The sequence below is a fragment of the Aeromicrobium sp. UBA7512 genome, assembly GCF_002476985.1.
Classification (GTDB): domain Bacteria; phylum Actinomycetota; class Actinomycetes; order Propionibacteriales; family Nocardioidaceae; genus Aeromicrobium; species Aeromicrobium phoceense.
Genome location: NZ_DLNK01000005.1, coordinates 446,298 through 470,766 on the forward strand (window position 1 = coordinate 446,298; position 24,469 = coordinate 470,766).

The 24,469-nt window shown below is 71.2% G+C and carries 23 protein-coding genes and 2 tRNA genes; 18 read left to right on the top strand and 7 right to left on the bottom strand.

Annotated features, from left to right (window positions below; all coding sequences use genetic code 11):
• Window positions 1-3: 3 nt before the first annotated feature.
• The gene (locus B2363_RS08595; protein ID WP_286929639.1) at window positions 4-603 is read left to right on the top strand and encodes a LysE/ArgO family amino acid transporter; all 600 of its coding nucleotides are present in this window, start codon (window positions 4-6) and stop codon (window positions 601-603) included.
• Between the two features lie 29 nt (window positions 604-632).
• Complete coding sequence (locus tag B2363_RS08600; RefSeq protein ID WP_286929640.1) at window positions 633-1,646, top strand: PHP domain-containing protein; 1,014 nt, start codon at window positions 633-635, stop codon at window positions 1,644-1,646.
• Window positions 1,647-1,698: 52 nt separating this feature from the next.
• On the opposite strand, the gene B2363_RS08605 is transcribed toward B2363_RS08600, so the two are convergent.
• Entirely contained in the window at window positions 1,699-2,145 is a 447-nt protein-coding gene (locus tag B2363_RS08605) for a flavodoxin family protein (protein WP_286929641.1), read from the bottom strand.
• 69 nt (window positions 2,146-2,214) lie between these two features.
• On the opposite strand from B2363_RS08605, the gene B2363_RS08610 reads away from it, so the two are divergent.
• Genes B2363_RS08610 through B2363_RS08620 form a run of 3 tightly spaced genes read left to right on the top strand, consistent with a single transcriptional unit; the run spans window position 2,215 to window position 6,394 of the window.
• On the top strand, window positions 2,215-3,129 hold the full coding sequence (locus B2363_RS08610) for an AAA family ATPase (protein WP_181755305.1): 915 nt from the start codon (window positions 2,215-2,217) through the stop codon (window positions 3,127-3,129).
• 2 nt (window positions 3,130-3,131) lie between these two features.
• Window positions 3,132-4,271 (top strand): DUF58 domain-containing protein, encoded by a 1,140-nt coding sequence (locus B2363_RS08615; protein ID WP_286929642.1) that lies wholly within the window; start codon window positions 3,132-3,134, stop codon window positions 4,269-4,271.
• Window positions 4,268-6,394 carry a DUF3488 and transglutaminase-like domain-containing protein gene (locus tag B2363_RS08620; protein WP_286929643.1) on the top strand — a complete coding sequence of 709 codons (2,127 nt, stop codon included), beginning with the start codon at window positions 4,268-4,270 and terminating at the stop codon, window positions 6,392-6,394. Before B2363_RS08615 ends, B2363_RS08620 begins: the two co-directional genes overlap by 4 nt.
• 3 nt (window positions 6,395-6,397) lie before the next feature.
• Here the strand turns inward: B2363_RS08620 and B2363_RS08625 are convergent, their stop codons facing one another.
• On the bottom strand, window positions 6,398-7,375 hold the full coding sequence (locus B2363_RS08625; protein ID WP_286929644.1) for a glutathione S-transferase C-terminal domain-containing protein: 978 nt from the start codon (window positions 7,373-7,375) through the stop codon (window positions 6,398-6,400).
• A gap of 190 nt (window positions 7,376-7,565) precedes the next feature.
• Here B2363_RS08625 and leuA point away from each other — a divergent pair, with 190 nt between their 5' ends.
• The 3 genes from leuA to B2363_RS08640 are packed head-to-tail and all read left to right on the top strand — an operon-like array spanning window position 7,566 to window position 11,299.
• Window positions 7,566-9,299: a 2-isopropylmalate synthase gene (gene leuA, locus B2363_RS08630; protein ID WP_286929645.1), complete on the top strand. Its 1,734-nt coding sequence runs from the start codon at window positions 7,566-7,568 to the stop codon at window positions 9,297-9,299.
• A gap of 45 nt (window positions 9,300-9,344) precedes the next feature.
• Window positions 9,345-9,995 (top strand): GntR family transcriptional regulator, encoded by a 651-nt coding sequence (locus tag B2363_RS08635; RefSeq protein ID WP_286929646.1) that lies wholly within the window; start codon window positions 9,345-9,347, stop codon window positions 9,993-9,995.
• On the top strand, window positions 9,992-11,299 hold the full coding sequence (locus tag B2363_RS08640) for an ankyrin repeat domain-containing protein (RefSeq protein WP_286929647.1): 1,308 nt from the start codon (window positions 9,992-9,994) through the stop codon (window positions 11,297-11,299). Before B2363_RS08635 ends, B2363_RS08640 begins: the two co-directional genes overlap by 4 nt.
• A 107-nt stretch (window positions 11,300-11,406) precedes the next feature.
• Here the strand turns inward: B2363_RS08640 and B2363_RS08645 are convergent, their stop codons facing one another.
• Entirely contained in the window at window positions 11,407-12,294 is an 888-nt protein-coding gene (locus B2363_RS08645; RefSeq protein ID WP_286929648.1) for a LysR family transcriptional regulator, read from the bottom strand.
• A gap of 71 nt (window positions 12,295-12,365) precedes the next feature.
• Here B2363_RS08645 and B2363_RS08650 point away from each other — a divergent pair, with 71 nt between their 5' ends.
• Window positions 12,366-13,448 carry a saccharopine dehydrogenase family protein gene (locus tag B2363_RS08650; RefSeq protein WP_286929649.1) on the top strand — a complete coding sequence of 361 codons (1,083 nt, stop codon included), beginning with the start codon at window positions 12,366-12,368 and terminating at the stop codon, window positions 13,446-13,448.
• A complete protein-coding gene (locus B2363_RS08655; protein WP_286929650.1) occupies window positions 13,445-14,947 on the top strand; it encodes an aldehyde dehydrogenase family protein in 1,503 nt (500 codons plus the stop codon). The genes B2363_RS08650 and B2363_RS08655 overlap by 4 nt, the downstream gene beginning before the upstream one ends.
• Before the next feature lie 4 nt (window positions 14,948-14,951).
• Here the strand turns inward: B2363_RS08655 and B2363_RS08660 are convergent, their stop codons facing one another.
• A complete protein-coding gene (locus B2363_RS08660; protein WP_286929651.1) occupies window positions 14,952-15,884 on the bottom strand; it encodes a 1-aminocyclopropane-1-carboxylate deaminase/D-cysteine desulfhydrase in 933 nt (310 codons plus the stop codon).
• A 53-nt stretch (window positions 15,885-15,937) separates the two neighbouring features.
• Between B2363_RS08660 and recO the strand changes: the two genes are divergently transcribed.
• The 3 genes from recO to B2363_RS08675 all read left to right on the top strand — a co-directional run bounded on the left by recO (window position 15,938) and on the right by B2363_RS08675 (window position 18,381).
• Window positions 15,938-16,666 (top strand): DNA repair protein RecO, encoded by a 729-nt coding sequence (gene recO, locus B2363_RS08665; protein ID WP_286929652.1) that lies wholly within the window; start codon window positions 15,938-15,940, stop codon window positions 16,664-16,666.
• Window positions 16,666-17,421, top strand: coding sequence for an isoprenyl transferase (locus tag B2363_RS08670; protein ID WP_286929653.1), 756 nt, complete (start codon window positions 16,666-16,668; stop codon window positions 17,419-17,421). Before recO ends, B2363_RS08670 begins: the two co-directional genes overlap by 1 nt.
• A gap of 90 nt (window positions 17,422-17,511) precedes the next feature.
• Window positions 17,512-18,381 carry an NAD(P)/FAD-dependent oxidoreductase gene (locus B2363_RS08675; RefSeq protein WP_286929654.1) on the top strand — a complete coding sequence of 290 codons (870 nt, stop codon included), beginning with the start codon at window positions 17,512-17,514 and terminating at the stop codon, window positions 18,379-18,381.
• 6 nt (window positions 18,382-18,387) lie between these two features.
• Here the strand turns inward: B2363_RS08675 and B2363_RS08680 are convergent, their stop codons facing one another.
• Window positions 18,388-18,831, bottom strand: a complete 444-nt coding sequence (locus B2363_RS08680) for a MerR family transcriptional regulator (protein WP_286929655.1) — start codon at window positions 18,829-18,831, stop codon at window positions 18,388-18,390.
• A 36-nt stretch (window positions 18,832-18,867) separates the two neighbouring features.
• Between B2363_RS08680 and B2363_RS08685 the strand changes: the two genes are divergently transcribed.
• From B2363_RS08685 to B2363_RS08705, 5 genes are all read left to right on the top strand, one after another.
• Complete coding sequence (locus B2363_RS08685; RefSeq protein WP_286929656.1) at window positions 18,868-19,734, top strand: NAD(P)/FAD-dependent oxidoreductase; 867 nt, start codon at window positions 18,868-18,870, stop codon at window positions 19,732-19,734.
• 10 nt (window positions 19,735-19,744) lie between these two features.
• Window positions 19,745-20,524 carry a fumarylacetoacetate hydrolase family protein gene (locus tag B2363_RS08690; protein WP_181755320.1) on the top strand — a complete coding sequence of 260 codons (780 nt, stop codon included), beginning with the start codon at window positions 19,745-19,747 and terminating at the stop codon, window positions 20,522-20,524.
• Window positions 20,517-21,986, top strand: coding sequence for a glutamate--tRNA ligase (gene gltX / locus B2363_RS08695; RefSeq protein ID WP_286929657.1), 1,470 nt, complete (start codon window positions 20,517-20,519; stop codon window positions 21,984-21,986). Before B2363_RS08690 ends, gltX begins: the two co-directional genes overlap by 8 nt.
• Before the next feature lie 97 nt (window positions 21,987-22,083).
• Window positions 22,084-22,155 (top strand) — tRNA-Gln (locus tag B2363_RS08700).
• Window positions 22,156-22,197: 42 nt separating this feature from the next.
• Window positions 22,198-22,273 (top strand) — tRNA-Glu (locus B2363_RS08705).
• A 537-nt stretch (window positions 22,274-22,810) separates the two neighbouring features.
• Here the strand turns inward: B2363_RS08705 and B2363_RS08710 are convergent.
• The gene (locus B2363_RS08710) at window positions 22,811-23,179 is read right to left on the bottom strand and encodes a hypothetical protein (RefSeq protein WP_286929658.1); all 369 of its coding nucleotides are present in this window, start codon (window positions 23,177-23,179) and stop codon (window positions 22,811-22,813) included.
• Between the two features lie 72 nt (window positions 23,180-23,251).
• Window positions 23,252-24,445, bottom strand: a complete 1,194-nt coding sequence (locus B2363_RS08715) for a tyrosine-type recombinase/integrase (RefSeq protein ID WP_181755323.1) — start codon at window positions 24,443-24,445, stop codon at window positions 23,252-23,254.
• Between the last annotated feature and the right edge of the window lie 24 nt (window positions 24,446-24,469).

The following is a 24,469-nucleotide window of genomic DNA, read 5'->3' on the forward strand; positions in this document are numbered from 1 at the left end:
AGGGTGGTGAACCCCTTCCTGACCGGCATGGTGACCGGCCTGTCCCTCATCGTCGTGATCGGCGCGCAGAACGCCTTCGTCCTCCGGCAGGGGATCCGGCGTGCCCACGTGGCGGTCGTGGTCGCCATCTGCGCGGTCTCCGATCTCGTGCTGATCCTGGCGGGAGTCGCCGGCATCGGCGCGATCGTCGACCGTGCCGGCTGGGTGATCGACGTCGTCACGTGGCTCGGCGTCGCCTTCCTGGTCTGGTACGGCATCGGCTCGATCCGCCGCGCGTTCCGGCCCGAGCAGCTCGAGGCCACCGGACGGGCGGCCGGCACGGTCCGCACGATCGCGCTGCAGGCGCTGGCGCTCACCTGGCTCAACCCGCACGTCTACCTCGACACCGTGGTGCTGCTCGGCTCGATCGCGCAGACGCACGGTCCGGTGGGTCGCTGGTGGTTCGGGGCGGGTGCCTCGGTGGGCAGCGTCGCGTGGTTCTCCGCGCTGGGCTTCGGGGCAACTCGATTGGCGCCGTTGCTGGCCCGGCCGCGCGCGTGGCAGGTGCTCGACCTGCTGATCGGCCTGGTCATGTTCGTCATCGCCGCCTCCCTGGTCTGGTGACCCGAGCCCATCTCTTGCACGATGGGGGAGTGGACCCCGTCGAGGCGCTGCGCGAGACCGCGTTCTGGTTGGAGCGCGAGCGCGCGTCCAGCTACCGGGTCGAGGCGTTCAGGAAGGCCGCCGCCGCGCTGGCCGACCTGACCGCCGAGGACGTCGCGGAGCGAGCCGGTGCCGGCGCACTCGCCCGGATGAAGGGCCTCGGCCCGCGCACCATCACGGTCGTGGAGCAGTCGCTCGCGGGCGAGGTCCCCGCGTACCTGGCCGACCTCCGCGAGCGCAACACCGAGCCGCTTGCCGAGGGCGGTGCCGAGCTGCGGGCGCTGCTGCGCGGCGACCTGCACAGCCACACCGACTGGTCCGACGGTGGCAGCCCGATCGACGAGATGGCCCGCGCCGCCGCTTGGCGTGGACGGGAGTACCAGGCGATCACCGACCACTCACCGCGGCTCACGGTCGCGAACGGGCTGAGCCGCGAGCGGCTGGAGGTGCAGCTCGAGGTCATCGCCGACGTGAACGTGAGCGACCCCGGCGTGACCCTGCTGACCGGCATCGAGGTCGACATCCTGGACGACGGCGGGCTCGACCAGGACGACGACCTCCTCGGACGGCTCGACGTGGTGGTCGCGAGCGTGCACTCGAAGCTGCGGATGGACTCCGCCGCGATGACGCGTCGGATGGTGGCCGCCGTATCGAACCCGCACACCGACGTCCTGGGGCACTGCACCGGCCGTCTCGTCGAGGGCTCCCGCGGCACGCGCAAGCAGTCGCAGTTCGACGCCGAGCAGGTCTTCCGCGCGTGCGCCGACCACGGCGTCGCCGTCGAGATCAACTCGCGCACCGAGCGGCAGGACCCGCCCGACGAGCTCATCGACCTGGCGAACGAACTCGGCTGCCTGTTCTCGATCGACACCGACGCTCACGCGCCGGGTCAGCTGGACTTCCTCGACCACGGCGCCGAGCGCGCGGCGGCGCGCGGACTCGACCCCGACCGCATCGTCACGACCTGGCCGCTGGAGCGGCTGCGCGGCTGGCTGAGCCGCTGAGACCGGTGGTTTCGACATGCGGCTCGTTCCTCGCCTGCTACTCAACCACCGGTCACATGAGCAGCGCCGCGAGCGTGCCGCCGAGCTCGGTGGCCTCTTCCAGGTGCGGCTCGACGTCGCCGGTGAAGACCAGGGGCGGCGCGGCGAGCGACCACTGCAGGCCCGTGGTGATCGACTCCATGGCGCGCTCGGCGCCGATCGTGTCGTAGCCGCCGCGGATCCAGTACGAGAAGGGCCGCTTCGCAGTGGGCTCGCGCACGTCGTTGTAGACGGTGTCGAAGAAGTGCTTGAGCGCGCCCGAGATGTAGCCCAGGTTGGCCGAGGTGCCGAGGACGTAGCCGTCCGCGGAGAGCACGTCCTCGACCGTCGCCTCCAGGGCCGCCCGCACGACGACCTCGACTCCCTCGATCGCGTCATCGCGCGCGCCGGCGAGCACGGCGTCGCCGAGCTCGGCCAGTCGAGGGGTGGGGCAGTGCTGGACGACGAGCAGGCGGGGCATGGCGTCACGGTATCGCCGGGTCGTTCCGTTCGCGTGTCCGATATTGCTCGGTATGCCTAGGATCAGGCCATGGACTTCGCCGCGGCTGCTCAGTCCGTGCTCGACAACGTCGCCAAGGTGATCGACGGCAAGGAGCACGCGATCGAGACCGCCCTCGTGGTGATGCTCGCGGAGGGCCACCTGCTGATCGAGGACGTCCCCGGCGTCGGCAAGACGGCGCTCGCCCGCGCACTGGCGAGGTCGGTCGACGGGTCGGTGCGCCGCATCCAGTTCACGCCCGACCTGCTGCCGTCCGACGTCACCGGCGTCTCGGTGTTCAACCAGGCCAGGTCGGAGTTCGAGTTCAAGCCCGGAGCGGTGTTCGCGAACATCGTGCTCGGCGACGAGATCAACCGCGCCTCGCCGAAGACCCAGTCCGCGCTGCTCGAGGCGATGGAGGAGCGGCAGGTCTCGGTCGACGGCACCACGTACCCGCTGCCCGCACCGTTCATGGTCGTGGCCACTCAGAACCCCTTCGAGATGGAGGGGACGTACATCCTCCCGGAGGCGCAGCGCGACCGGTTCATGGCGCGCATCTCGCTGGGCTACCCCGACGTCGAGGCCGAGCTGGCGATGCTGCGCGACCGTGACGTCAGGGACCCCGCCGCGCTGCTCGAGCCGGTGATCCTCGTCGACGACCTCCAGCAGATGGTCACCCACGCACGAAGCATCCACGTGGCCGAGTCCGTCGAGCGCTACGTCGTCGCCCTCGCCCGCGCCACGCGCGAGTCCGGCGACCTGCGGCTCGGTGCGAGCCCGCGCGCCACGCTCCAGCTCGTCCGTGCGGCCAAGGCCCTCGCGGCGGTCCGCGACCGCGAGTTCGTCCTGCCCGACGACGTCGTCGAGCTCGCCCCGGTGGTGCTCAGCCACCGCCTCGTCCCCCTCCGCGGCGGTGGGAGCTCGGACGAGATCGTGGCCGACGTCCTGCGCCGGGTCCCGGTCTGACCATGTGGCTCACCGGACGCTCCGTCGCGTTGATCGCGGCCGCGGTGGTGAGCCTCCTGCTGGCCGCCATCGCCGGCATCCCCGCCCTCCTGTACGTCACGGGTCTGTGTGCCGGACTCGTGGCCGTGGCGGTCGTCCTGGCGCTCCTGGCCCGTCCCCGTCTCGACCTCACGCGCACCGTGGTGCCGGCGATCGTCGAGCCCGACGAGGTCGTGGAGGTCGAGATCCGGGTCGGCGTGCGCTCCGGGGTCCCGGTCGTGGCGGGTCACTGGCGCGACCGTCTCCCGAGCACCGTGCTGGGCGAGGCCACGGGCACGGTCCCGGTCACCGACGGCCCGTACGCCACGGTCGGGTACGAGGTGCGGGGCCGCCGTCGGGGCAGCCACGAGCTCGGTCCCTTCTCGGTCATCGTGGGCGACGCGTTCGGCCTCGTGCAGCGCTCGCTGAGCACCAGCGACCGCGACCGCTTCATCGTCCTGCCCCGCCGCAGCCCGCTCGACGTCCGCGTGGGCCCGGCAGGAGCCACCGACGGCGCCACCCGGCTGCACCCCACCTCCGGACTGGGCCAGGACGACGTGATCGCGCGCCCCTACCTGCCCGGCGACGCGCTGAAGCGCTGGCACTGGAAGGCGACCGCGCACCACGGCGAGCCGATGGTCCGGCAGGAGGAGTCCGAGCTGCGCCCCAGCGTGCTCGTCGTGCTCGACGCCGACCCGCGGGTCCACGACCAGGCGGGCTTCGAGTGGAGCATCTCGGCGGCCGCCTCGGTCGTCGCGCACTACGGCACGCGCGGCTTCGACGTCGACCTCGCGACCGGCGCACAGTCCGTGTCGCTGGAATCGGGGCACGGCCTGCAGGACGCCCTCGTGGTGCTGGCGCTGGCCGAGACCGACTCGACGCCGCTGGTCATCCCCGCGCGCGAGCGGACCACGTTCGTGATGACCGGATCGCTCGACACCACGTCCGCCGCCCGGCTCCTCGACGCCGTCCCGTCGCGCGACACGATCGCCTTCGTCGCCCGCGGGACCACCGAGGGTGGACGCGACGTCCTCGCGGCCGCTGGGTGGCACGTCGTCGCCCGCGACGCAGGCGACGGGCTCGAGCAGGCCTGGCTGGCCGCGACCGGGGTGGGGTCGTCATGAGGCGCGAGCGCACGGAGGAGCTGACCGACACGCTCGTCGTGCTGGCCGCCACGGTGATCCTGCTCGGTGGCTTCGCGCCGCTCTTCGAGGGTGTCCGGTGGGTCATCGTGGTGCTGTCGCTGCTCGTGCCCGTCGCGGCCGTGACGGCGACGGTCCGGATGTGGGCGCCGACCTGGGCGACCCCCGCCGGCGCACTGGCGGCGGTGGTCGGACTCGTCTGGACGTTCGCGCCCGGCACCACGATCCTCGGCCTGCCGACCCCGTCGTCGATCGCCGAGCTCTTCGACCTCCTGGGCGAGGCCCGCACCGTGATCGTGGAGGAGGTCGCGCCCATCGTGCCGCCCGATCCGGTGGTCCTGCTCGTGGCGGTGTCCTACCTGGTGATCTTCGTGCTGGCCGACGCGGTGGCGCGGCAGGTGTGGCGGGTCCCGCTGCTCGGTCTGCTCTGGGCGACGATGCTCGTGGTGCCCAGCGTCATCGCGATGGAGATGCCGCCCTGGTGGATCTTCGCGGGCACCGCGATCGCGTGGTTGTGGCTGTGGTGGTCGGAGTCCCCGCACGTGGGCGCCATCCCGAGTGGCGCCGCCGCGCTCACGGGCGCCGGGGCGCTGGCCGTGGCGCTCGCGGTCCCGGTGATGGGTCCGGACATCGAGCCCACGTCGAGCGACTTCGGGGTGGCCGAGAGCCAGGTGTTCGGCACCGGCATCAACCCGATGATCGAGCTGGGCCGCAACCTGCGCCAGCAGCAGCCGCGGCGGGTGCTGTCGTACTCGACCGAGGGCACGACGGGGGAGTACCTGAAGGTCGCCACGCTGCGGCAGTTCAACGGCCGCACCTGGAGCCCGAGCCCCGTGCAGAGCGACCTCGACGTCGAGGGCGTCGACGACCTCGACGAGGAGATCGAGACGCAGGAGAAGACGACGAGCATCCGCATCGAGAGCCTGCAGTCGAGCTTTCTGCCCGTGCCGTACCCGGCCACCCGGATCCGCGGGCTCGAGGGGGACTGGCAGTGGCTCCGCGACGGCAGCACCGTGCGCGGCCAGAACCGCACGACCACCGAGGACCAGACCTACACCGTCACCAGCCTGGAACGACTCCCCACCGCCAACCAGATCCGTGACGCGGGCTACGCGGGCCGCTCCCTCGACTCCTACCGCTCGTTGCCGCAGGAGGTGCCCGAGATCGTCACACGGCTCGCGCGCGAGAAGGCGGGCGGCGCCGACAACGACTACGACCGCATGGTCGAGCTGCAGGACTGGCTCCGCACCGAGTTCTCGTACTCCGTGCGGGCGCCTGTGGAGGACGGCTACGACGGCAACGGCCTCGACGTCATGGGGGAGTTCCTGCGGAAGCAGACGGGCTACTGTGTGCACTTCGCCTCGACCCTCGCGGTGATGGGGCGCGTCCTCGACGTGCCCACGCGCGTCGCGGTCGGCTACGCCCCTGGCGACAGCCTGCTCGGCCGCACCGTGGACGGCGCCACGTTCGGGGTCGACTCCGACGACCTGCACGCCTGGACCGAGGCCTACTTCCGCGGCATCGGCTGGATCGCCTTCGACGCCACCCCCGGCATCGGCGAGCCCACCGAGTTCGCCGAGGAGATCGACTCGTCGGGTGGCGCGGGCGAGGACTCCGAGGTCCCCGAGCAGCAGTCGCGTGAGGACCGCGAGCTGAACGCCGAGGACGACGAGACCGCGGCGCAGGCGCAGACGACCGGCGGCACCCCGTGGCGGCCCGCCCTGCTCGCCATCGCCACGGTCGCGGTGCTCGGCGCGGTGCCCGGCGTGGTGCGCCAGCTTCGCCGCCGGCGTCGCTGGAGTGCCGGTCAGGCGTCGAGCGAGCCGCTGTGGAGCGAGGTCTCCGACACCGCGCGCGACCTCGGCATCGGGCTTGATCCCTCCGAGACACCGCGCGGGTTCGCCGGGCGGCTCGAGACCTACGGCGTCGGCGGCACCGACCTCGTCGACCTGGTGGACCAGGTGGAGCGCGACCGCTACGCCGCGAGCGCGCCCGGGGCCTCGCGTGTGGACGAGGCGCAGCGGGTGGTCGACTCGCTCCGGGCGGCCAGCAGCCGGCGCGCCCGGTGGTGGGCCCGGCTCGCCCCGCGCTCGCTGCTCAGGTGAGGCTCAGCCCCAGACGGAGGTGTCCGGCCCCTTCGGCACGATCTGCGTGGGGTTGATGTCCGTCTGCACCACGTAGTAGTGCTGCTTGATCTGCTCGAAGTCGGTGTTGCCGCCGAACGCGGGGTGCGCGTAGAGGTCGCGCGCGTACCGCCACAGGTTCGGCATCTCCGTGAGCTGGTTCCGGTTGCACTTGAAGTGACCGTGGTAGACCGCGTCGAACCGCGCCAGCGTCGTGAACAGGCGCACGTCGGCCTCGGTGATCGACTCGCCCATGAGGTAGCGGCGGTCCTTCAGGCGGTCCTCCAGCCAGTCCATCGTGGCCCACAGCCGGTCGTAGGCCGCCTCGTACGCCTCCTGCGAGCCGGCGAAGCCGCAGCGGTAGACGCCGTTGTTCACCTCGGTGAACACCCGCTGCATGACCTCCTCCATCTCGTCGCGGACGTCGGCGGGCCACAGGTCGGGCGCGTCGGGGGAGTGGTCGTCGCGCCACTCGAAGAACAGGTCGTGTGTGATCCACGGGAAGTCGTTCGTGACGACCTGGCCCGAGGCGATCTCGACGATCGCGGGCACCGTGATGCCGCGCGGGTAGTCGGGGTAGCGGGCGAAGTACGCCTGCTGGAGGCGCTCGATGCCCAGCACCGGGTCGACGCCGCCGGGGTCCAGGTCGAAGGTCCAGCTGCGGGCGTCGTGGGTGGGGCCGGGCAGCCCGGCGCTGATGACGTCCTGCAGGCCGAGCAGGTCGCGCACGATCAGCGCGCGCGTCGCCCACGGGCACGCCTTGGCCGCGACCAGGCGGTAGCGGCCCGGCTCGACGGGCCACGTCGGCGCGTCCTCCACCGGCGGCTTCCCGGTGCCGGCGCGGTCGTCCAGCGGCGATCCGCCGGTGCGCGTGATGCGGTCGGGGATGTAGTTCATGTCGCGGTCGAAGGCAGCTCCGGCCTTGACGTACGAACCGGTCGTGGCGTGCGCGTCGTCGGGCATGCTCCGACCCTAGCCACCGATCGCGAGGATCGCCCCCGCCAGCCGGTGATACGCTGGTCCCATCATGCGGATCGCGAACCTCCTCCTTCGCCGCCGCGTCGAGGTCCTCTGAAGGTCGGACCCCTCGGCGCGGAGTCAGTCATGACCGGCCGCTGAACCGCTCTCCGAGCCATCCGAGGAAGACCTCCACATGAACAACAACTCCGTCTCGCCCCAGCAGCCGTCGCCGATGCCGTTCGGCCGCTACCAGCCCTTCGCCCCGATCGACCTGCCCGACCGCAGGTGGCCGAGCCAGCAGGTCACGCAGGCCCCGCGGTGGCTCTCCACCGACCTGCGCGACGGCAACCAGGCGCTGATCGACCCGATGACCCCCGCCCGCAAGCGCCGCATGTTCGACCTGCTCGTGCGCATGGGCTACAAGGAGATCGAGGTCGGCTTCCCGTCGGCCAGCCAGACCGACTTCGACTTCGTCCGCTCCCTGATCGAGGGCGACGCGGTGCCCGAGGACGTCACGATCTCGGTGCTGACGCAGGCCCGCGAGGACCTGATCGAGCGCACCGTCGAGTCGCTGGTCGGCGCTCCCCGCGCGAACGTGCACCTGTACAACGCCGTGGCGCCGCTGTTCCGCCGCGTCGTCTTCAACGTCGACCGCGACGAGTGCCGCGCGATCGCCACTCGCGGCACCGAGATGGTGATGAAGTACGCCGAGCAGCTGCTGGGCGACACCGCGTTCGGCTACCAGTACAGCCCCGAGATCTTCACCGGCGCCGAGCTGGAGTTCAGTCTCGAGGTCTCCGAGGCGGTGATGGACGTGTGGCAGCCCGAGGGCGACCGCGAGATCATCCTGAACCTGCCCGCCACGGTCGAGATGGCCACCCCGAACACGTACGCCGACCAGATCGAGTGGTTCAGCCGCCACATCAGCCGCCGCGACGCCGTGGCGATCTCGCTGCACCCGCACAACGACCGCGGCACGGCCGTCGCCGCCACCGAGCTGGCGATGATGGCCGGCGCCGACCGCGTCGAGGGCTGCCTGTTCGGTCACGGCGAGCGCACGGGCAACGTCGACCTGGTGACGCTCGGCATGAACCTGTTCAGCCAGGGCATCGACCCGCAGATCGACTTCTCCGACATCGACGAGGTGCGTCGCACCGTCGAGTACTGCACCAACCTGCCGGTCCACCCGCGCCATCCGTACGCGGGCGACCTGGTCTACACGGCCTTCAGTGGCTCCCACCAGGACGCCATCAAGAAGGGCCTGGAGGACCTCGACCGCATCGCGGCCGAGCGGGGCGTGCCGGTGTCCGAGCTGCCGTGGGAGGCGCCCTACCTGCCGATCGACCCGCACGACGTCGGCCGCACGTACGAGGCCGTCATCCGCGTCAACAGCCAGTCCGGCAAGGGCGGCGTCGCGTACATCATGAAGACCGAGCACCAGCTCGACCTGCCGCGTCGCCTGCAGATCGAGTTCAGCCGGGCCATCCAGTCGATGAGCGAGGGCGAGGCCGGCGAGATCCAGCCCGACCAGATCTGGGGCGCGTTCACGCGCGAGTACCTGGAGCGCGACGAGCCGTACGCGCTGAACAAGTTCAGCTCGGTCACCACCGAGGACGGCCGCGACGAGCAGGTCGTCGACCTCGTGGTCCGCGGTGAGGAGCGCTCGTTCAAGGGCGAGGGCAACGGTCCGGTCGCGGCGTTCGTCGACGGCATGCGCCAGGCCGGCGCCGACATCCGCGTCCTCGACTACAGCGAGCACGCGCTCAGCTCCGGTGGCGACGCCAAGGCTGCGGCCTACGTCGAGTGCGAGATCGCCGGTGAGGTCGTGTGGGGCGTCGGCATCCACGAGAACATCGTCACCGCGTCGCTGCGGGCCGTGGTCTGCGCCGCCAACCGCGCCGAGGCCACCACCATCCCCTCGCACTGAGGCTCGACCGCCGGACGACGGGGGCCGTTGGTATACCGTTTTGGTATGCCAACGGCCCCCGCTCCGTACCGCCCTTTGCGTGACGACGTCCGCGACCGGATTCGCGACCTCATCGTCGACGGGGCCTACGGCCCGGGCAGTCGCCTCGTCGAGCGCACGATCGCGGCGGACCTCGGGGTGTCGCGGATCCCCGTGCGCGAGGCGCTGCAGGCGCTCGTCCTCGAGGGCTTCGCGGTCGACCGTGACACCCGCGGCATCGCTGTGCGCACCTACGACGCCCGCGAGATCGCCGAGCTGGCCGGGGTGGGGGCCGCGCTGGAGCGGGTCCTGGTCGGGCACGTCGTCGACGGCGTCACCACCGAGGGCCTGGCGCCGCTGAGGGCCGTCCTCGACGAGGCGAAGGTCGCAATCGAGCGCGGCGACGTCGAGGCCGCCGTGGCGGCGAACAGCCGCTTCCACGACGTCCTGGCCTCGCTCGGCGAGGGAACGATGGCCCACGAGGTGCTCGCGATCGTGTCGCAGCGGCGACGCTGGCTGCTGGCGCAGCACTCCGACCCGGCGCCCATCCACGCCGAGCACGTCGAGCTGTACGAGGCGATCGCCGGAGGTGATCGCGCCCGCGCGCAGCAGATCACCGAGGACCACGTGCGGACCACGATCGAGAACGCCCTGCGCGCGGAAGGCTCCACGCCGTGAGGGCGCGACGGGTACCGCTGGTGGTGGTCGCCGCGTCCATGGCGCTTCTGATGGTCGGCTGCGAGTCGACCGATCGGACGCAGGCCGCCCGTTCCGCCGCCGCCAGCACCGCGCCGAGCACCGCGGCGCCGAGCGCCACCCCACCCAGCTCCACGCCCACCCCGACGGAGGAGAACCCCTTCATGGACCTCGACCAGGCCGAGCTCGACGCCCGGCTCATCGCCGCGGCGTGGGACAACGACGTGGCGACCGCCCGACGCCTCGTCGCCGCCGGAGCCGACGTCAACGCTAAGGACGACACCGTCCAGAGCGCGTACCTCATCGCGACGAGCGAGGGCCACCGCGCGCTGCTGGACCTCACGCTGCGTCACGGTGCCGATGTGAAGAGCCTCGACTCGTTCGACGGCACCGGACTGATCCGCGCGAGCGAGCGGGGGCACGCGGGCATCGTCGGGCGCCTGATCCGTGAGGGCGTCGACCCCGATCACGTCAACAACCTCGGCTGGGTGGGCCTCCACGAGGCGCTCGTCTTCGCCAAGCCCGAGCGCGCCGGAGCGTACGCGGACACCGTGCGGGTCCTCGTCGCGGGCGGCGCCGACGTGCGGATCCCCGCGCGGAGGGACGGCCTGGCGCCGGTCCAGCTCGCCGAGCGGGGCGGCCTGGAGTCGCAGGCGCGGCTCCTGCGGGCGGCGGCGCGGGCCCAGGAGGTCGGCCGCGACGTCGCCGACCGCCGTCTCCTCGCGGCGGCTCGGGAGGGTGACGCGAACGCGGCCGCGCTCGCCCTGCGCGCCGGCGCCGACCTCGAGGTGCGCAACGAGCTGAGGCAGACGCCGCTGCTGCTGGCGGCCACTCACGACCACGTGGACGTCGCCCGGCTGCTGGTGGCGCTGGACGCCGACCCCGACGCCCTCGACCACCAGCACGACACGCCCTGGCTGGTGACGGGCGTGACCGGCAGCGTCGCGATGCTCGAGGCGCTGCTGCCGGCCCGGCCCGACCTGACGATCAAGAACCGGTACGGAGGCCTGTCGCCGATTCCCGCGGGCGAGCGCGGCCATGCCGACTACATCCGCCGTGTCGTGAAGACCGACGTCGACCTGGATCACGTGAACGACCTCGGCTGGACCGCGCTCCTCGAGGCCGTGATCCTCGGCGACGGCTCGCGGCCCTACGTCGACATCGTCACGACCCTCGTCGCGGCAGGGGTCGACGTCGGCATCGAGGACAAGAACGGGCGCACCGCGCTGGACCACGCGAGGGCTCAGGGGTACACCGGCATCGTCCGCGCGCTGGAGAAGGCCTGACCCGTCACCCGACTTTTGTGACACCTTTCGGCTCGGGCCGTCGCCCCGGGCCGAACGGCGTCACAAAAGTGGCGGGAGGCGTCACGAAAGTCGGCTGAGGTAGCGGGTCAGGCCGACTGCAGGGCCTCGGTGACGGCCTTGAGCAGCGGTCGGTTGCGCTCGCCCGAGCGCACGGCGGCGCGGATCTCGCGCCCCAGCCGTACCCCGGCCGGGATCGCGGTGTGCAGGCCCGGCCGGTCGACGTCGATCGCCAGCTGGGGCAGCAGCGTGACCCCCTGCCCGGCCGCGACGGCGCGCGAGAGCAGCTGCAGGTCGTCGGTCTCCCAGCGCACCTGCGGCTCGAAACCGGCCTGGCGGCAGGCGTAGCGCACCGACTGACCGCACGCAGCCTCCGGTGGCGGCATCACCCACGGTGCGTCAGCGAGGTCCGAGAGGGTGGTGCCCTCCGGGAACGGCTCACGCCCGATCAGCACGAGCGGCTCGCGGTGCACGGTGGTCGCCGAGACCCGGGGCGGGATGGGCATCGGCGCGTGCTCGTAGACGTCGACCAGGGCGAGGTCGATGCGTCCCTCGTGCAGGGCGGCGAGGCTCGAGTGCGGCTCGGCCACCGTGACGATCGCGTCGATGTCGGGGTGCAGGCGCCGCAGGTGCGTGAGCGCCGGCAGCACGAGGGCCTGGGCCGCCGAGGCGATGGTCCCGATCCGGACCCGCCCGACGAGGTGGTCGTCGAACCCGTCGATGTCGCCACGGGTCGCCTCGAGCAGCCGGACGAGGCCGCGCCCGCGCTCGGCCAGGACCTCGCCCGCGGCGGTCAGCGCGACACCGCGGGGGAGCCGCTCCAGCAGCGGGACGCCGCACTCGCGCTCCAGCGTGGTGATCTGCTGCGAGACCGCGGAGGCGGTGATGCCGTTGGCGCGCGCGGCACCGGCGATCGACCCGTGGTGGGCCACGTCCACGAGCAGGCGCAGCCGGTTCGGATCGGGCAGGTCGCGCATGGTCGACTCCTGGGAATGCTTTAGGAGAACTTACGCTGGACAGTCTGCCGCATCAGGCAGACGATGGGGTGGTGAGGATCGAGAGCGTCGCCGTGTTCGGACTCGGCAAGGTTGGAGAGCTCGTCGCGCACCTGCTGGGTCGCGCCGAGTTCAAGGTGGTGGGATTCGACTCGCGCGAGCGCGAGGTGCCGAACCTGCAGACCCGCGTGATGGACGTCGCGGACGCGAGTGCGCTGCGCGAGGCCCTGCGCGAGGTGGACGCCGTCGTGTCGTGCCTGCCGTACCACCTCAACATCGCCGTGGCCGAGGCCGCGCACGACACCGGGGTGCACTACTTCGACCTCACCGAGGACGTGCCCACCACCAACCGCGTCATCGAGCTGTCCAAGGACCGCCCCGACAGCGCCTTCGTGCCGCAGTGCGGCCTGGCGCCGGGCCTGATCGGCATCGTCGGCGCCAGCCTGGCTGCCTCGTTCGACTCGATCCGCAGCATCGAGCTGAAGGTCGGCGCGCTGCCGCAGAACCCCACGGGCCTGCTCGGCTACGCGTTCAACTGGTCGGCCGAGGGCGTCGTCAACGAGTACCTCAACGATTGCGAGGTGCTGCGCTCGGGCGAGCGCCGCTTCGTGCCCGCGATGACCGAGAAGGAGCGCGTGGTGATCGGCGGCATCGAGCTCGAGGCCGCGCTGACCTCCGGCGGTCTCGGCACGATGTGCCAGAGCTACGAGGGACGCGTGCAGCGCCTCGACTACAAGACGATGCGGTACCCGGGGCACTTCCGCCAGATGCACTTCCTCTTCGAGGAGCTGAACCTGCGCGACGAGCGCGAGCTGGTCGGCCGGATCCTCGTCGACGCGAAGCCGCCGGTGAACGACGACGTCGTCTACCTGCACGCCGCGGTCGAGGGAATCCACACCGGGCAGCCGTTCCGCCGCAACCACGTGCGCGCCTACCGGCCGCTCGACATCGACGGCCAGACGTGGCGCGCCATCAGCTGGACGACCGCCGCCAGTGCGGTCGCCGTCGTCGAGCTCGTCGCCGCCGGGAAGCTCCCGTCCAAGGGCTTCGTCCGCCAGGAGGACATCTCCCTGGACGACCTGCTCGCCACCCGATCCGGCAGCCTCTTCGACACCCACGGAAAGATCGACGCATGACCATCGCAGCACACGTCACGAGCATCTTCGAGCGGATCGGGGCGCCCGTCGGCTTCGACGCCGAGGGCGACATCGTCTGCCGCACGCCGATCGACGGCTCCGAGCTGGGCCGCCTCCAGGCCGACACCGCCGCCTCGGTCGGCGAGAAGGTGGGCCTGGCCCACGCCGCGTTCGAGCAGTGGCGCACCGTGCCGGCTCCCGCCCGCGGCGCCTTCGTGCGCGAGCTGGGCAACCTGCTGCGCGAGCACAAGGACGACCTCGGCGCGCTCGTCACCATCGAGGCCGGGAAGATCCTGTCCGAGGGCCAGGGCGAGGTCCAGGAGATGATCGACATCTGCGACCTGGCCGTGGGCCTGTCGCGCCAGCTGCACGGCCTGACGATCGCCAGCGAGCGACCGGGCCACCGGATGATGGAGCAGTGGCACCCGCTGGGCGTCGTCGGCGTCATCAGCGCCTTCAACTTCCCGGTCGCGGTCTGGTCGTGGAACGCGGCGCTCGCCTTCGTGTGCGGCGACAGCGTCGTGTGGAAGCCGTCGGAGAAGACCGTGCTGACGGCCCTGGCCTGCCGCGCGATCGCGGACGAGGCCGCCCGTCGCGCCGGCGCCCCGGAGGGCCTGCTCCAGGTCGTCGTGGGTGCCCGCGAGGTGGGTGAGGCCCTCGTCGACGACCCGCGCGTGCCGCTCGTCTCGGCCACCGGCTCCACCCGGATGGGCAAGCAGGTCGCGCCCCGCGTGGCCGCCCGCCTCGGTCGCACCCTGCTCGAGCTCGGCGGCAACAACGCCGCGATCATCGCGCCCACCGCCGACCTCGACCTCGCGGTGCGCGGCATCGTGTTCTCCGCCGTCGGCACCGCCGGCCAGCGCTGCACCTCGCTGCGTCGCGTGATCGTGCACGAGTCGGTCAAGGACGAGCTGCTCCAGCGGCTCGTCGCGGCCTACGAGACCCTGCCGATCGGCTCGCCGCTGGACTCCGGCACGCTCGTCGGCCCGCTGGTCGACGGCTCCGCCGCGGCCGGGTTCGAGAAGGCGCTCGACCAGGTCCGCTCCGACGGCGGCACCGTGCTCACCGGCGGCACGCGGGCCGAGGGCGTCGAGGGCGGCCACTACGTGCACCCCGCGATCGTCGACATGCCCGAGCAGACCGAGATCGTCCGCACCGAGACGTTCGCGCCGCTGCTCTACGTGCTGACCTACCGCGACCTCGACGAGGCCATCGCGCTGCACAACGCCGTCGACCAGGGCCTCTCGAGCGCGATCTTCACGATGGACGTCCGCGAGGCCGAGCTGTTCGTCTCGGCGACGGGATCGGACTGCGGCATCGCCAACGTCAACATCGGCACCTCGGGCGCCGAGATCGGCGGTGCGTTCGGCGGCGAGAAGGACACCGGCGGCGGCCGCGAGTCCGGCTCGGACGCGTGGCGGAACTACATGCGCCGCACGACGAACACGATCAACTACTCCACCGAGCTGCCGCTGGCGCAGGGCGTCGACTTCGGCTGAGTCCTCAGACCAGGTCGTTGCGGTAGGCGAACAGGGACGGCCCGCCGCCGGTGTGCATGAACACCGTGCGGCGGCGCAGCTCCGGGTCGCTGGGGAGCGCCGCGTAGGCCTTGGCCGTGTAGACGGGGTCCAGGGCAATCCCGGTGGTCGTGGCGAGGCGGCGGATCTGTCGCAGTCCGGCCTCCGACGGAATGCCGTAGCCGTCGCCGAACTGCGAGTCGTCGAGCACCCAGCGGTCGTCGTCGGGCACGGGCACGCCGAGCTCGTCGCACGTCTGCGCCAGCAGGTCGCGCAGCGTGGCCTCGGTCTGCTCGCGCGAGTGGGAGACGCACACGCCGCGCACCACGGTGTCCACCTCGGCCGCGGCCAGGCCGATCACCAGGCCCGCCATCGTGCCGCACGTGGAGGCGGCGACCACGACCTCGTGCGGGTCGAACTCCAGCTGGCCGTAGAGCTCGAGCGCGGAGTCCACGTGGCCGAGCGTGCCGATGCGGTCGGATCCGCCCGGCAGCACCACGGCGAGGTCGTCACCGTGCTCGGCCATCAGCTCGAGTGCCAGGGCGCTCGCGGCCTCGTCGTCGGGCACCACGTGGCGGGTGGCTCCGTACAGCTCGGTGAGGAAGGCGTTGCCCGACGCCGTGTAGTCGTCGTCGGCGCGCGGCACCGCCTGCACGGCGACGGCCTCGAGCCGCAGACCCAGCCGGGCGCACGCCGCGGCGGTGGCGCGCACGTGGTTCGACTGCAGGGCGCCGAACGTGACCACACGGCTCTGGCCGCGCGCGATCGCCGCACCGAGCAGGAACTCCAGCTTGCGCACCTTGTTGCCACCGAACCCGAAGCCGCTGAGGTCCTCCCGCTTCATCCACAGCCCGTCGATGTCGTGCAGGGGAGTGGGCCACACGCCGAGGTGGGCGCGCGGGCGATCGCTCAGGTCCATGGATCCGAGCGTGCCACACCGGCGACCGACCGCGACTGGGGCAGAATGGAGCGGTGGGCACCTATCGCGATTCCGGTGTCGTCCTGCGCACCCAGAAGCTGGGCGAGGCCGACCGCATCGTCACGATGCTCACCCGCGGTCGCGGTGTCGTGAGGGCCGTGGGTCGCGGGGTGCGCAAGACCTCCAGCCGCTTCGGCGGCCGCCTCGAGCCCTTCATGCACGTCGACGTGCAGTTCGCCGAGGGTCGCTCGCTCGACGTCATCGCCCAGGTCGTCACGATCGACCCGTTCGCCTCGCGCCTCGGTGCCGACTACGCCGCCTACACCGCGGGCACGGCGATGCTGGAGACCGCCGAGCGCCTCGTCGCCGACACCGCCGAGCCCTCCGTGCCGCAGTACCACCTGCTCGTCGGGGCACTTCGCGCGTTGACCGAGCACCGCCAGCCGCCCGACGTCCTGCTCGACTCGTTCCAGCTGCGGTCGCTCGCGATCGCGGGCTACGCGCCGTCGTTCGACGGCTGCGCGCGCTGCGGCCTCGAGGGTCCGCACCGGCACTTCCACGCCGGCTCCGGCGGGATGCTGTGCGACGCGTGCCGCGTGCCCGGCTCGTCGGTGCCGTCGGCCACCACGGTCGCGCTGCTGGCCGCCCTGCTGGTGGGCGACTGGACGGCGGTCGGGCTGGCCGACGACCGCTCGCGCCGCGAGGCCGGCGGCATGGTCGCCAACTACCTGTCCTGGCACCTCGAGCGCGGACTGCGCTCCCTGGCTCACGTGGACCGCTGATGCCCCGAAACCCCACCCCGCACCCCTCGGGTGCCACCGCCCCGCGCCTCGCCCCCGGCCAGGTGCCGCAGCACGTCGCCATCGTGATGGACGGCAACGGCCGCTGGGCGCAGGAGCGCGGGCTGCCGCGCACCGAGGGTCACAAGGCCGGCGAGGCCGCCCTGTTCGACGTGGTCGAGGGAGCCATCGAGGTCGGCGTGAAGGCCGTCAGCGCCTACGCGTTCAGCACCGAGAACTGGAAGCGGTCGCCCGAGGAGGTCAAGTTCCTCATGGGCTTCAACCGCGACGTGATCCGCCGCCGCCGCGACGAGATGCACGAGCTGGGCGTCCGCGTGCGCTGGGCCGGGCGTCGCCCGCGCCTGTGGCGCAGCGTCATCCGCGAGCTCGAGGAGGCCGAGGAGCTGACGAAGCACAACACCGTCTGCACCCTCACGATGTGCGTCAACTACGGCGGTCGCGCCGAGATCGCCGACGCCGCCGCCGCGCTCGCCCGCGACGTGAAGGCGGGGCGCCTCAACCCGGAGAAGATCACCGAGGCCACCTTCGCGCGCTACCTCGACGAGCCGTGGATGCCCGACGTCGACCTGTTCTGGCGCACCTCCGGCGAGCAGCGCACCAGCAACTTCCTGCCGTGGCAGGCGGCCTACGCCGAGCTCGTCTTCAGCGACATCGCCTGGCCCGACGTCGACCGCCGCGCCCTGTGGGCCGCGGTCGAGGAGTACGCCACGCGCCAGCGCCGCTACGGCTCCGCCTGACCCTCCCTGCCGCCGCATCTCGCGCCGCCAGAGAGGTGTCGTTGCTCCGGTCCCTGGGTACCTCTGGGTGCGACACGGGGAGGGAGACGGATGTACGACGCGCTGGTGATCGGCGGCGGACCTGCTGGACTGCAGGCGGCCCTCACGCTCGGGCGCATGCACCGCAGCGTGGTGCTCGTCGACTCGGGCCGGTACCGCAACGGCAGTGCCGCGCACGCGCACAACTTCCTCACCCATGACGGCCGCGACCCGGGCGAGCTCCGGCGGATCGCGCGGGACGAGCTGGCCCGGTACGCCACCGTGGAGACGCGGGATGCCACGGGCCAGCGCGTGCGTGAGGCCGAGGAGGGCTTCGTCGGCGACCTCGACGAGGGCACGATCGAGGCGCGCACCGTCGTCCTCGCCACGGGGATGATCGACGAGCTGCCCGACGTGCCCGGCCTCCACGAGGCCTGGGGCGACGAGGTCGTGAACTGCCCCTTCTGTCACGGGCACGAGTTCGAGGGCCGACCGGTCGGCGTGCTCGGGAACGGGCCGCAGGTCGGCGAGCTCGCGGGGATGCTCGCGCCGGTCGCCTCCGAGGTCGTCACCTTCCGCCGCGAGGATCTCGCGAAGGTCGAGCGCGACGAGGAGGGGCTGCTCGCGCACCGCGTCGAGGGTGAGCCGGTGCGCGTCGCGGGGCTGTTCCTGCATCCGCACACCGCCCAGGCCGCCCCGTTCGCGGAGCAGCTCGGGCTCGACCTGCTCCCGTCGGGCTGCGTGCGGATCGACGCGCTCGGGCGCACGAGCCGGCCCGGGGTGTTCGCCGCGGGCGACCTCGCCCACGTCGAGGAGCTGCCCGTCCCCATGCCGTCCCTCCTCGGAGCGGCCGCGGCGGGCCTGGCAGCCGGCGCGAGCGCGGTGCGCCACCTCGCCAATCCCGACGCCGAGCTGCGCGCGCATCCCTTCGTCGACCGCTGAGCCGGCTCAGGCGGTGGCGGGGCCGTCGAGCGACCACGGGGTCGTGCCGGCCAGAACGTCGGAGATGAATCCTTGGAACCGCGGGCACTGCGTGATGTCGTGCGAGCGGCAACGCAGGGCGTGCTCGGTCATCTCGCGCGAGCGCTCCATCTCGCGCATCCGCCGGTCGAGGTCGGCGATGTGCGACTCGAGCACCTCGTGCCGTGACGGGGCCTCCTCGTCGAGCAGCACCGCGATCTGCTCGAGCGACATCCCGGCCGCCTTGCTGCGCAGGATGACGGCGATGCGTACGAGGTCGTCGTCGCCGTAGCGACGGCGGTCGGCGCTGTCGCGGGCCGGCCGCAGCAGGCCCACGTCCTCCCAGTGCCGCAGCACGTGGGTCTCCATCCCGAACCGCGCGGCGACATCCCCGATCGACTGACTTGACTTCATGTTGACCTGAAGTCGCACGCTCGTCTCGTTATTCCATTTCGAGAGAGGCACACCATGTACGACGCACTCGTGATCGGCGGCGGCCCGGCGGGCCTGCAGGCCGCACTGACCCTCGGCCGCATGCACCGCACGGTCGCCCTGGTCGACTCGGGCCGCTACCGCAACGGCACGGTCGAGCACGCCCACAACTTCCTGACCCACGACGGGCGCGCGCCTGAGGAGATCCGTCGCCTCGCCCGCGAGGACCTCGCCGAGTACGACACGGTCGAGCTGCGCGAGACGACCGTCCAGAGCGTGCGCGAGGAGGGCGACGGCTTCGTCGCCGAGACCGACGGCGGCCCGATCGAGGCACGCACGGTCGTCCTCGCGACCGGCCTGAGGGACGACCTGGCCGACATCCCCGGCCTGGAGGAGACGTGGGGCAAGGAGGTCGCGGCCTGCCCCTTCTGCCATGGTCACGAGCTCGCCGGGCGGGTCATCGGCCTCGTCGGGGACGGCCCTCACGTCCCGATGATGACCCAGATGCTCAGCCCGATCGGCTCGGAGGTGGTGCACTTCGGTGACGGAGAGGTCACCAAGGTCGAGCGGACCGGCGACGGCGTCCTCGTCCACCGTGCCGCCGCGGACCCGGTCGCCGTGGCCGGCCTGTTCCTGCACCCGAGCTTCGCCCAGTCGGCGCCGTTCGCGGAGCAGCTCGGCCTCGAGATGCTGCCGTCGGGCTGCGTGCGGATCGACGTGCTCGGCCAGACCAGCCGTCCGCGCGTGTTCGCGGCGGGGGACCTGGCGCACGTCGAGCAGCTGCCCATGCCGATGGCCTCGGTGCTGCTCGCCGCGGCCGCCGGGCTGGTGGCCGGGTCGAGCGTCGTGCGGTTCCTCGCGGCCGAGGCGGTCGACTCCGCCGGACCGAGCGAGGCACCGTAGTCTGGAGCCCATGCGCGTGGCCCGATTCGCCGGCGACGACGACCCCCGTTACGGGGTCGTCGGTGCCGATGGCGACACCCCCATCATCGCTCCCCTCAAGGGAGACCCCCTCTACGCTCCGCTGGAGCTGACCGGCGAGAAGCTGGCGCTCGAGGACGTCCGCCTGCTGGCGCCGGTCATCCCGCGCAGCAAGGTGGTGTGCGTCGGCAAGAACTACGTCGCGCACGCCGCCGAGATGGGCGGTGACGTGCCCGAGGAGCCGCTGATCTTCCTCAAGCCGAACACCTCGGTGATCGGCCCCGGCGAGCCGATCTTCTACCCGAAGCAGTCGCAGAACGTGCACTTCGAGGGTGAGCTCGCGATCGTCATCGGGCGGATCTGCCGCAACCTGACGGCGGAGGACGCCCCGAAGGTGATCTACGGCTACACCGTCGCGAACGACGTCACGGCGCGCGACCTGCAGGCCAAGGACGGCCAGTGGGCCCGCGCGAAGGGCTTCGACACGTTCTGCCCGCTCGGGCCGTGGATCGAGACCGACTTCGACCCGTCCGACGTCCGCGTGCGCACCACGCTCAACGGCGAGACCAAGCAGGACGGCCGCACGTCGGACATGGTCTTCGACGTGACGACGATCCTGCAGTACGTGACCAGCTTCATGACCCTCCTGCCCGGCGACGTCGTCCTGACCGGCACGCCCGACGGCGTCGGCCCCATGCAGGCCGGCGACCACGTGGCCGTGACGATCGACGGCCTGGGCACCTTGACGAACCCGGTGGTGGCAGATGACTGAGACCCGTTGGACGACCGCGACCGGCAGCGACGTGGTCGCCCGGTTCTGCCCGTCCCCGACCGGCAACCCGCACGTGGGGATGGCGCGCACCGCGCTGTTCAGCTGGGCCTTCGCCCGCCACCACGGCGGTCGCTTCGTGTTCCGCATCGAGGACACCGACGCCAGCCGCGACTCGCAGGAGTCCTACGACCTGCTGCTCGACGTCATGCGGTGGCTGGGCCTGGACTGGGACGAGGGCGTCGAGGTCGGCGGCCCGAACGGCCCCTACCGCCAGAGCCAGCGCATGGACGTCTACGCCGACGTCGCGCAGCGCCTGATGGACGCGGGCTTCGCCTACAAGGCCTACGACACCGCCGAGGAGCTGGAGGAGCGCCGCAACGCCGCGCGCGCCGCCGGCCGCCCCAGCGGCTACGACGGCCTGCACCGCGACCTCACGCCCGAGCAGCAGGCCGCCTACGAGGCCGAGGGCCGCCAGGCGGTCATCCGCTTCAAGATGCCCGAGCGCGACTGGACCTTCGACGACCTCGTCCGCGGGGAGATCACCTTCGGTGCCGAGAACGTGCAGGACTTCGTCATCGTCCGCGCGAACGGCCAGCCGCTGTACACGCTGACCAACCCCGTCGACGACGCGCTCATGGGGATCACCCACGTGCTGCGCGGCGAGGACATCCTGTCGTCCACGCCCCGCCAGATGGCGCTGTACGAGGCGTTCGCCGAGATCGGCGTGGGCTCGGGCTTCACCCCGCGCTTCGGCCACCTGCCGTACGTCATGGGCTCGGGCAACAAGAAGCTCTCGAAGCGCGATCCCGAGTCGAACCTGCTCGGCTACCGCGACCAGGGCTTCCTGCCCGAGGGACTGCTGAACTACCTCGCGCTGCTGGGCTGGTCGATCGCCGAGGACCGCGACATCTTCTCCCTCGAGGAGATGGTGGCCGCGTTCGAGGTGGAGCGGGTCAACCCGAACCCCGCGCGCTTCGACCTGAAGAAGTGCGAGGCGATCAACGGTGACCACGTGCGCCTGCTGTCGCCCGAGGAGTTCGTGCGGCGGCTGCTGCCGTACCTGCCCGAAGGTGTCGACGCCGAGCTCGTCGCGCAGGCCGCGCCGCTCGTGCAGGAGCGCAGCAACCTGCTGACCGAGGCCGCCGAGATGCTGGCGTTCCTGTTCGCGGGCGAGGAGTTCGCCGTCGACCCCGACGACGCCGCCAAGCAGCTCAACGAGGACGGGCTCGAGGTCGCCAAGGCGGCCCGCGAGGCGCTCGCCGGGCTGGGGGAGTGGACCACCGAGTCGATCGAGGCGGCCTTGCGCCAGGCCCTGGTCGAGGAGCGCGGCCTCAAGCCGCGTCTCGCGTTCGGCCCGGTGCGCGTCGCCGTGACCGGACGGCGCATCTCCCCGCCGCTGTTCGAGTCCATGGAACTGCTGGGCCGCGAGACTTCTCTGGCCCGTCTGGACGCGGTGCTCTGAGGACTCGGCCTCCCCGGTTTGGGCAGTCGGGGAGGTGTCCGGTAAAGTCATCTCTTGGTTCGGAGCGCTGCCGCGAGGCAGGGATCCGATACCCCCATGGGGTATGGTGTAATTGGCAACACAGCGGTTTCTGGTACCGCCATTCTAGGTTCGAGTCCTAGTACCCCAGCGAGGACGCACTGGAGTCGATCTGGTAGCGTTTCTCATCGCTGGCCCCGTTGTGTAGCGGCCTAGCACGTCGCCCTCTCAAGGCGGTAGCGCGGGTTCGAATCCCGTCGGGGCTACCAGCAAGAACGGCCCGTGATTCCAGGGTTTACCTGGAAGCACGGGCCGTTTCTCATTCCCGCGCCGAAGTGCTGGGGCCACACTGGGGCCACATCGTTCGATACGTTTCCCATGCTGGCCCGCGTTCTCTGGGCCCGACAGACAACTGAGGGGCGTGCTGTGGGTTTTCTCCGAAGGCTGGGGGGCCGGATCCGAATGACCTGCGGAGCGTTCATCTACGGGGTCGTAGTGAGTGCCATGATCCGCGATCTCTTGCAGGCTCTTGGATTCTGCCTCGCCGCTGTCAGCTGGGCCATCTACGTGCCCCTTGGGTCGTGCATGCGACTTCTCGGCCGGAGCGGTCACGTCTACTCAGTTGCCGCGTTCGTCTCGTTCTCGAACATGTTCATAGAGGCATTGCTGTCGCATACACTCTTACGTTCTTGGCTCAAGGGAAACGTTGAACCTTGGCCATGGCAACCCAGCGCGCGTCGGTGACGGCTTCGGGTACGCGGTCTGAGATCGGTTCGCGGTACTCGAAGAGTCACCTTGGGAGTTGTTCAACCCATCGGGCCAAAGACCAGGGCACCGAAGATGACGAACGGGGCGACGATGAGAGTCAGACCTGTGAGTCCGAGCGTCACCCGCTGCGTGACAAGTGCGATCACGCGCGTCGCCTCCGGCTCCCTCGGGCAGGTTCGCTCTTGGCGCCTTCGGCCGACCCAGCTAGACAGCACGAGGGCGACAGGCGTTCCGGTTGCCAACAAAACGAAACCCCAGTCGACGTTCGTCGCAGTGGCGTCCGTGACACCTGTGCTCCACAGCCAAGCCAGCGCCGCGAGAAGAGCCAACTGGGAAATAGCAACGACCACGGTCACGATGGGACTTGCGGTCGTCAAACTCAATCGGTTGTTTCGAAAACCGCTCATGGGCTGAAAGTCTGCCGTGCAGGATGAAGCCGTCTAAGCACTTGACGGCAGATGTTCCCGTGTCGCGGGTGCTCAGCGGCGATCTTCGCTGCCAGGGGAGTTTGGTTCAGAGACACCGAGCTGAGCGGCGCTGGCGAGGCGATACCTGTTCGCCTCCCGTGCGGCGTCCATGGCGTCGCTGATCTCGTCGAGGCGGTCCTCGAAGAGGTGGCCGTAGGTGTCCATGGTCATGGTGGCGGAGGCGTGACCGAGCATCTGCTGGACGACCTTGACGTCGGCGCCGGCGGCGATGGCCAGGGACGCCGCGGTGTGGCGGAGCTCGTGGGGGTGAAGACCGGGCACGCCAATCGCTTGTGCGGCGGTCGCGAGCGCAGCGCTGAAGGTCGAGACGCGGAGGACTTCGCCTCCTCGGACGCCGGTGAAAACGAGTTGGTCTGAGGTCTTGCCGTGGACGTGTGCTTCGAGGTCGGCGAGCAGGAACCTCGGGATGGGCACTTCTCGGCGTTGGTGGGTTTTCGGGGTGCCCCAGACGAGCCCTTGGCCGGCGACAGGAGTGACGGACTCGATGATCACGGCACGGCGCCGTGCGAACTGGAGGCGTCCGACGCGCAGTGCAGCCATCTCTCCCCACCGCAGCCCGGTGTAGGCGAGGAACAGCACGATGAGCCGGTAGGTGTCCCTCTGGCGGTCGGCCAGCGGGACATGCTTGGACACGTCGGTGGGGTGAGCGATCGCATCGGCCAGCGCGTCGACCTGGGCGTGGGTGAGATAGCGGTGCTCGTGCTTGATCGGACGAGGCAGGTTGACGCCCTTGGCGACATTGCGGACCAAGCGCCCGTCTTTGACGGCCATGTCGAGCACGAGCGACAGGACGCGATGCATCTTGCGGACCGACGACGGGGAGTGTGACTTGGACACCGCGGTGATCCACGCCTGGACGTCGGCGTGGGTGACCTTGCCGAGTGGGACGTGTCCCCAGACCGGGTCGAGGTGCTTGCGTACGATGCCCTCGTAGCGGGCGTAGGTGGTGGGCTTGACGTGTGCTTGACCGTCGAGCCACTGGTGCGCCCACTCGCGGACGGTCGCCTTCGACAGCGCCGGGTCAATGAACGCGCCGGTGAGCTTGGCGGCCTCGACGGTCGTCAGGAAACGCTCGGCGTCGATCTTGCGGGTGAAGACCTTGCTGCGCTGCACACCGGCGGGAGTGCGGTAGCGGGCGCGGTAGCTGGTCTCGCCGTTGCGGATCCGCTTCTCGATGGTGGCCATGTGATCCTCCTGCCCTGACGGTGA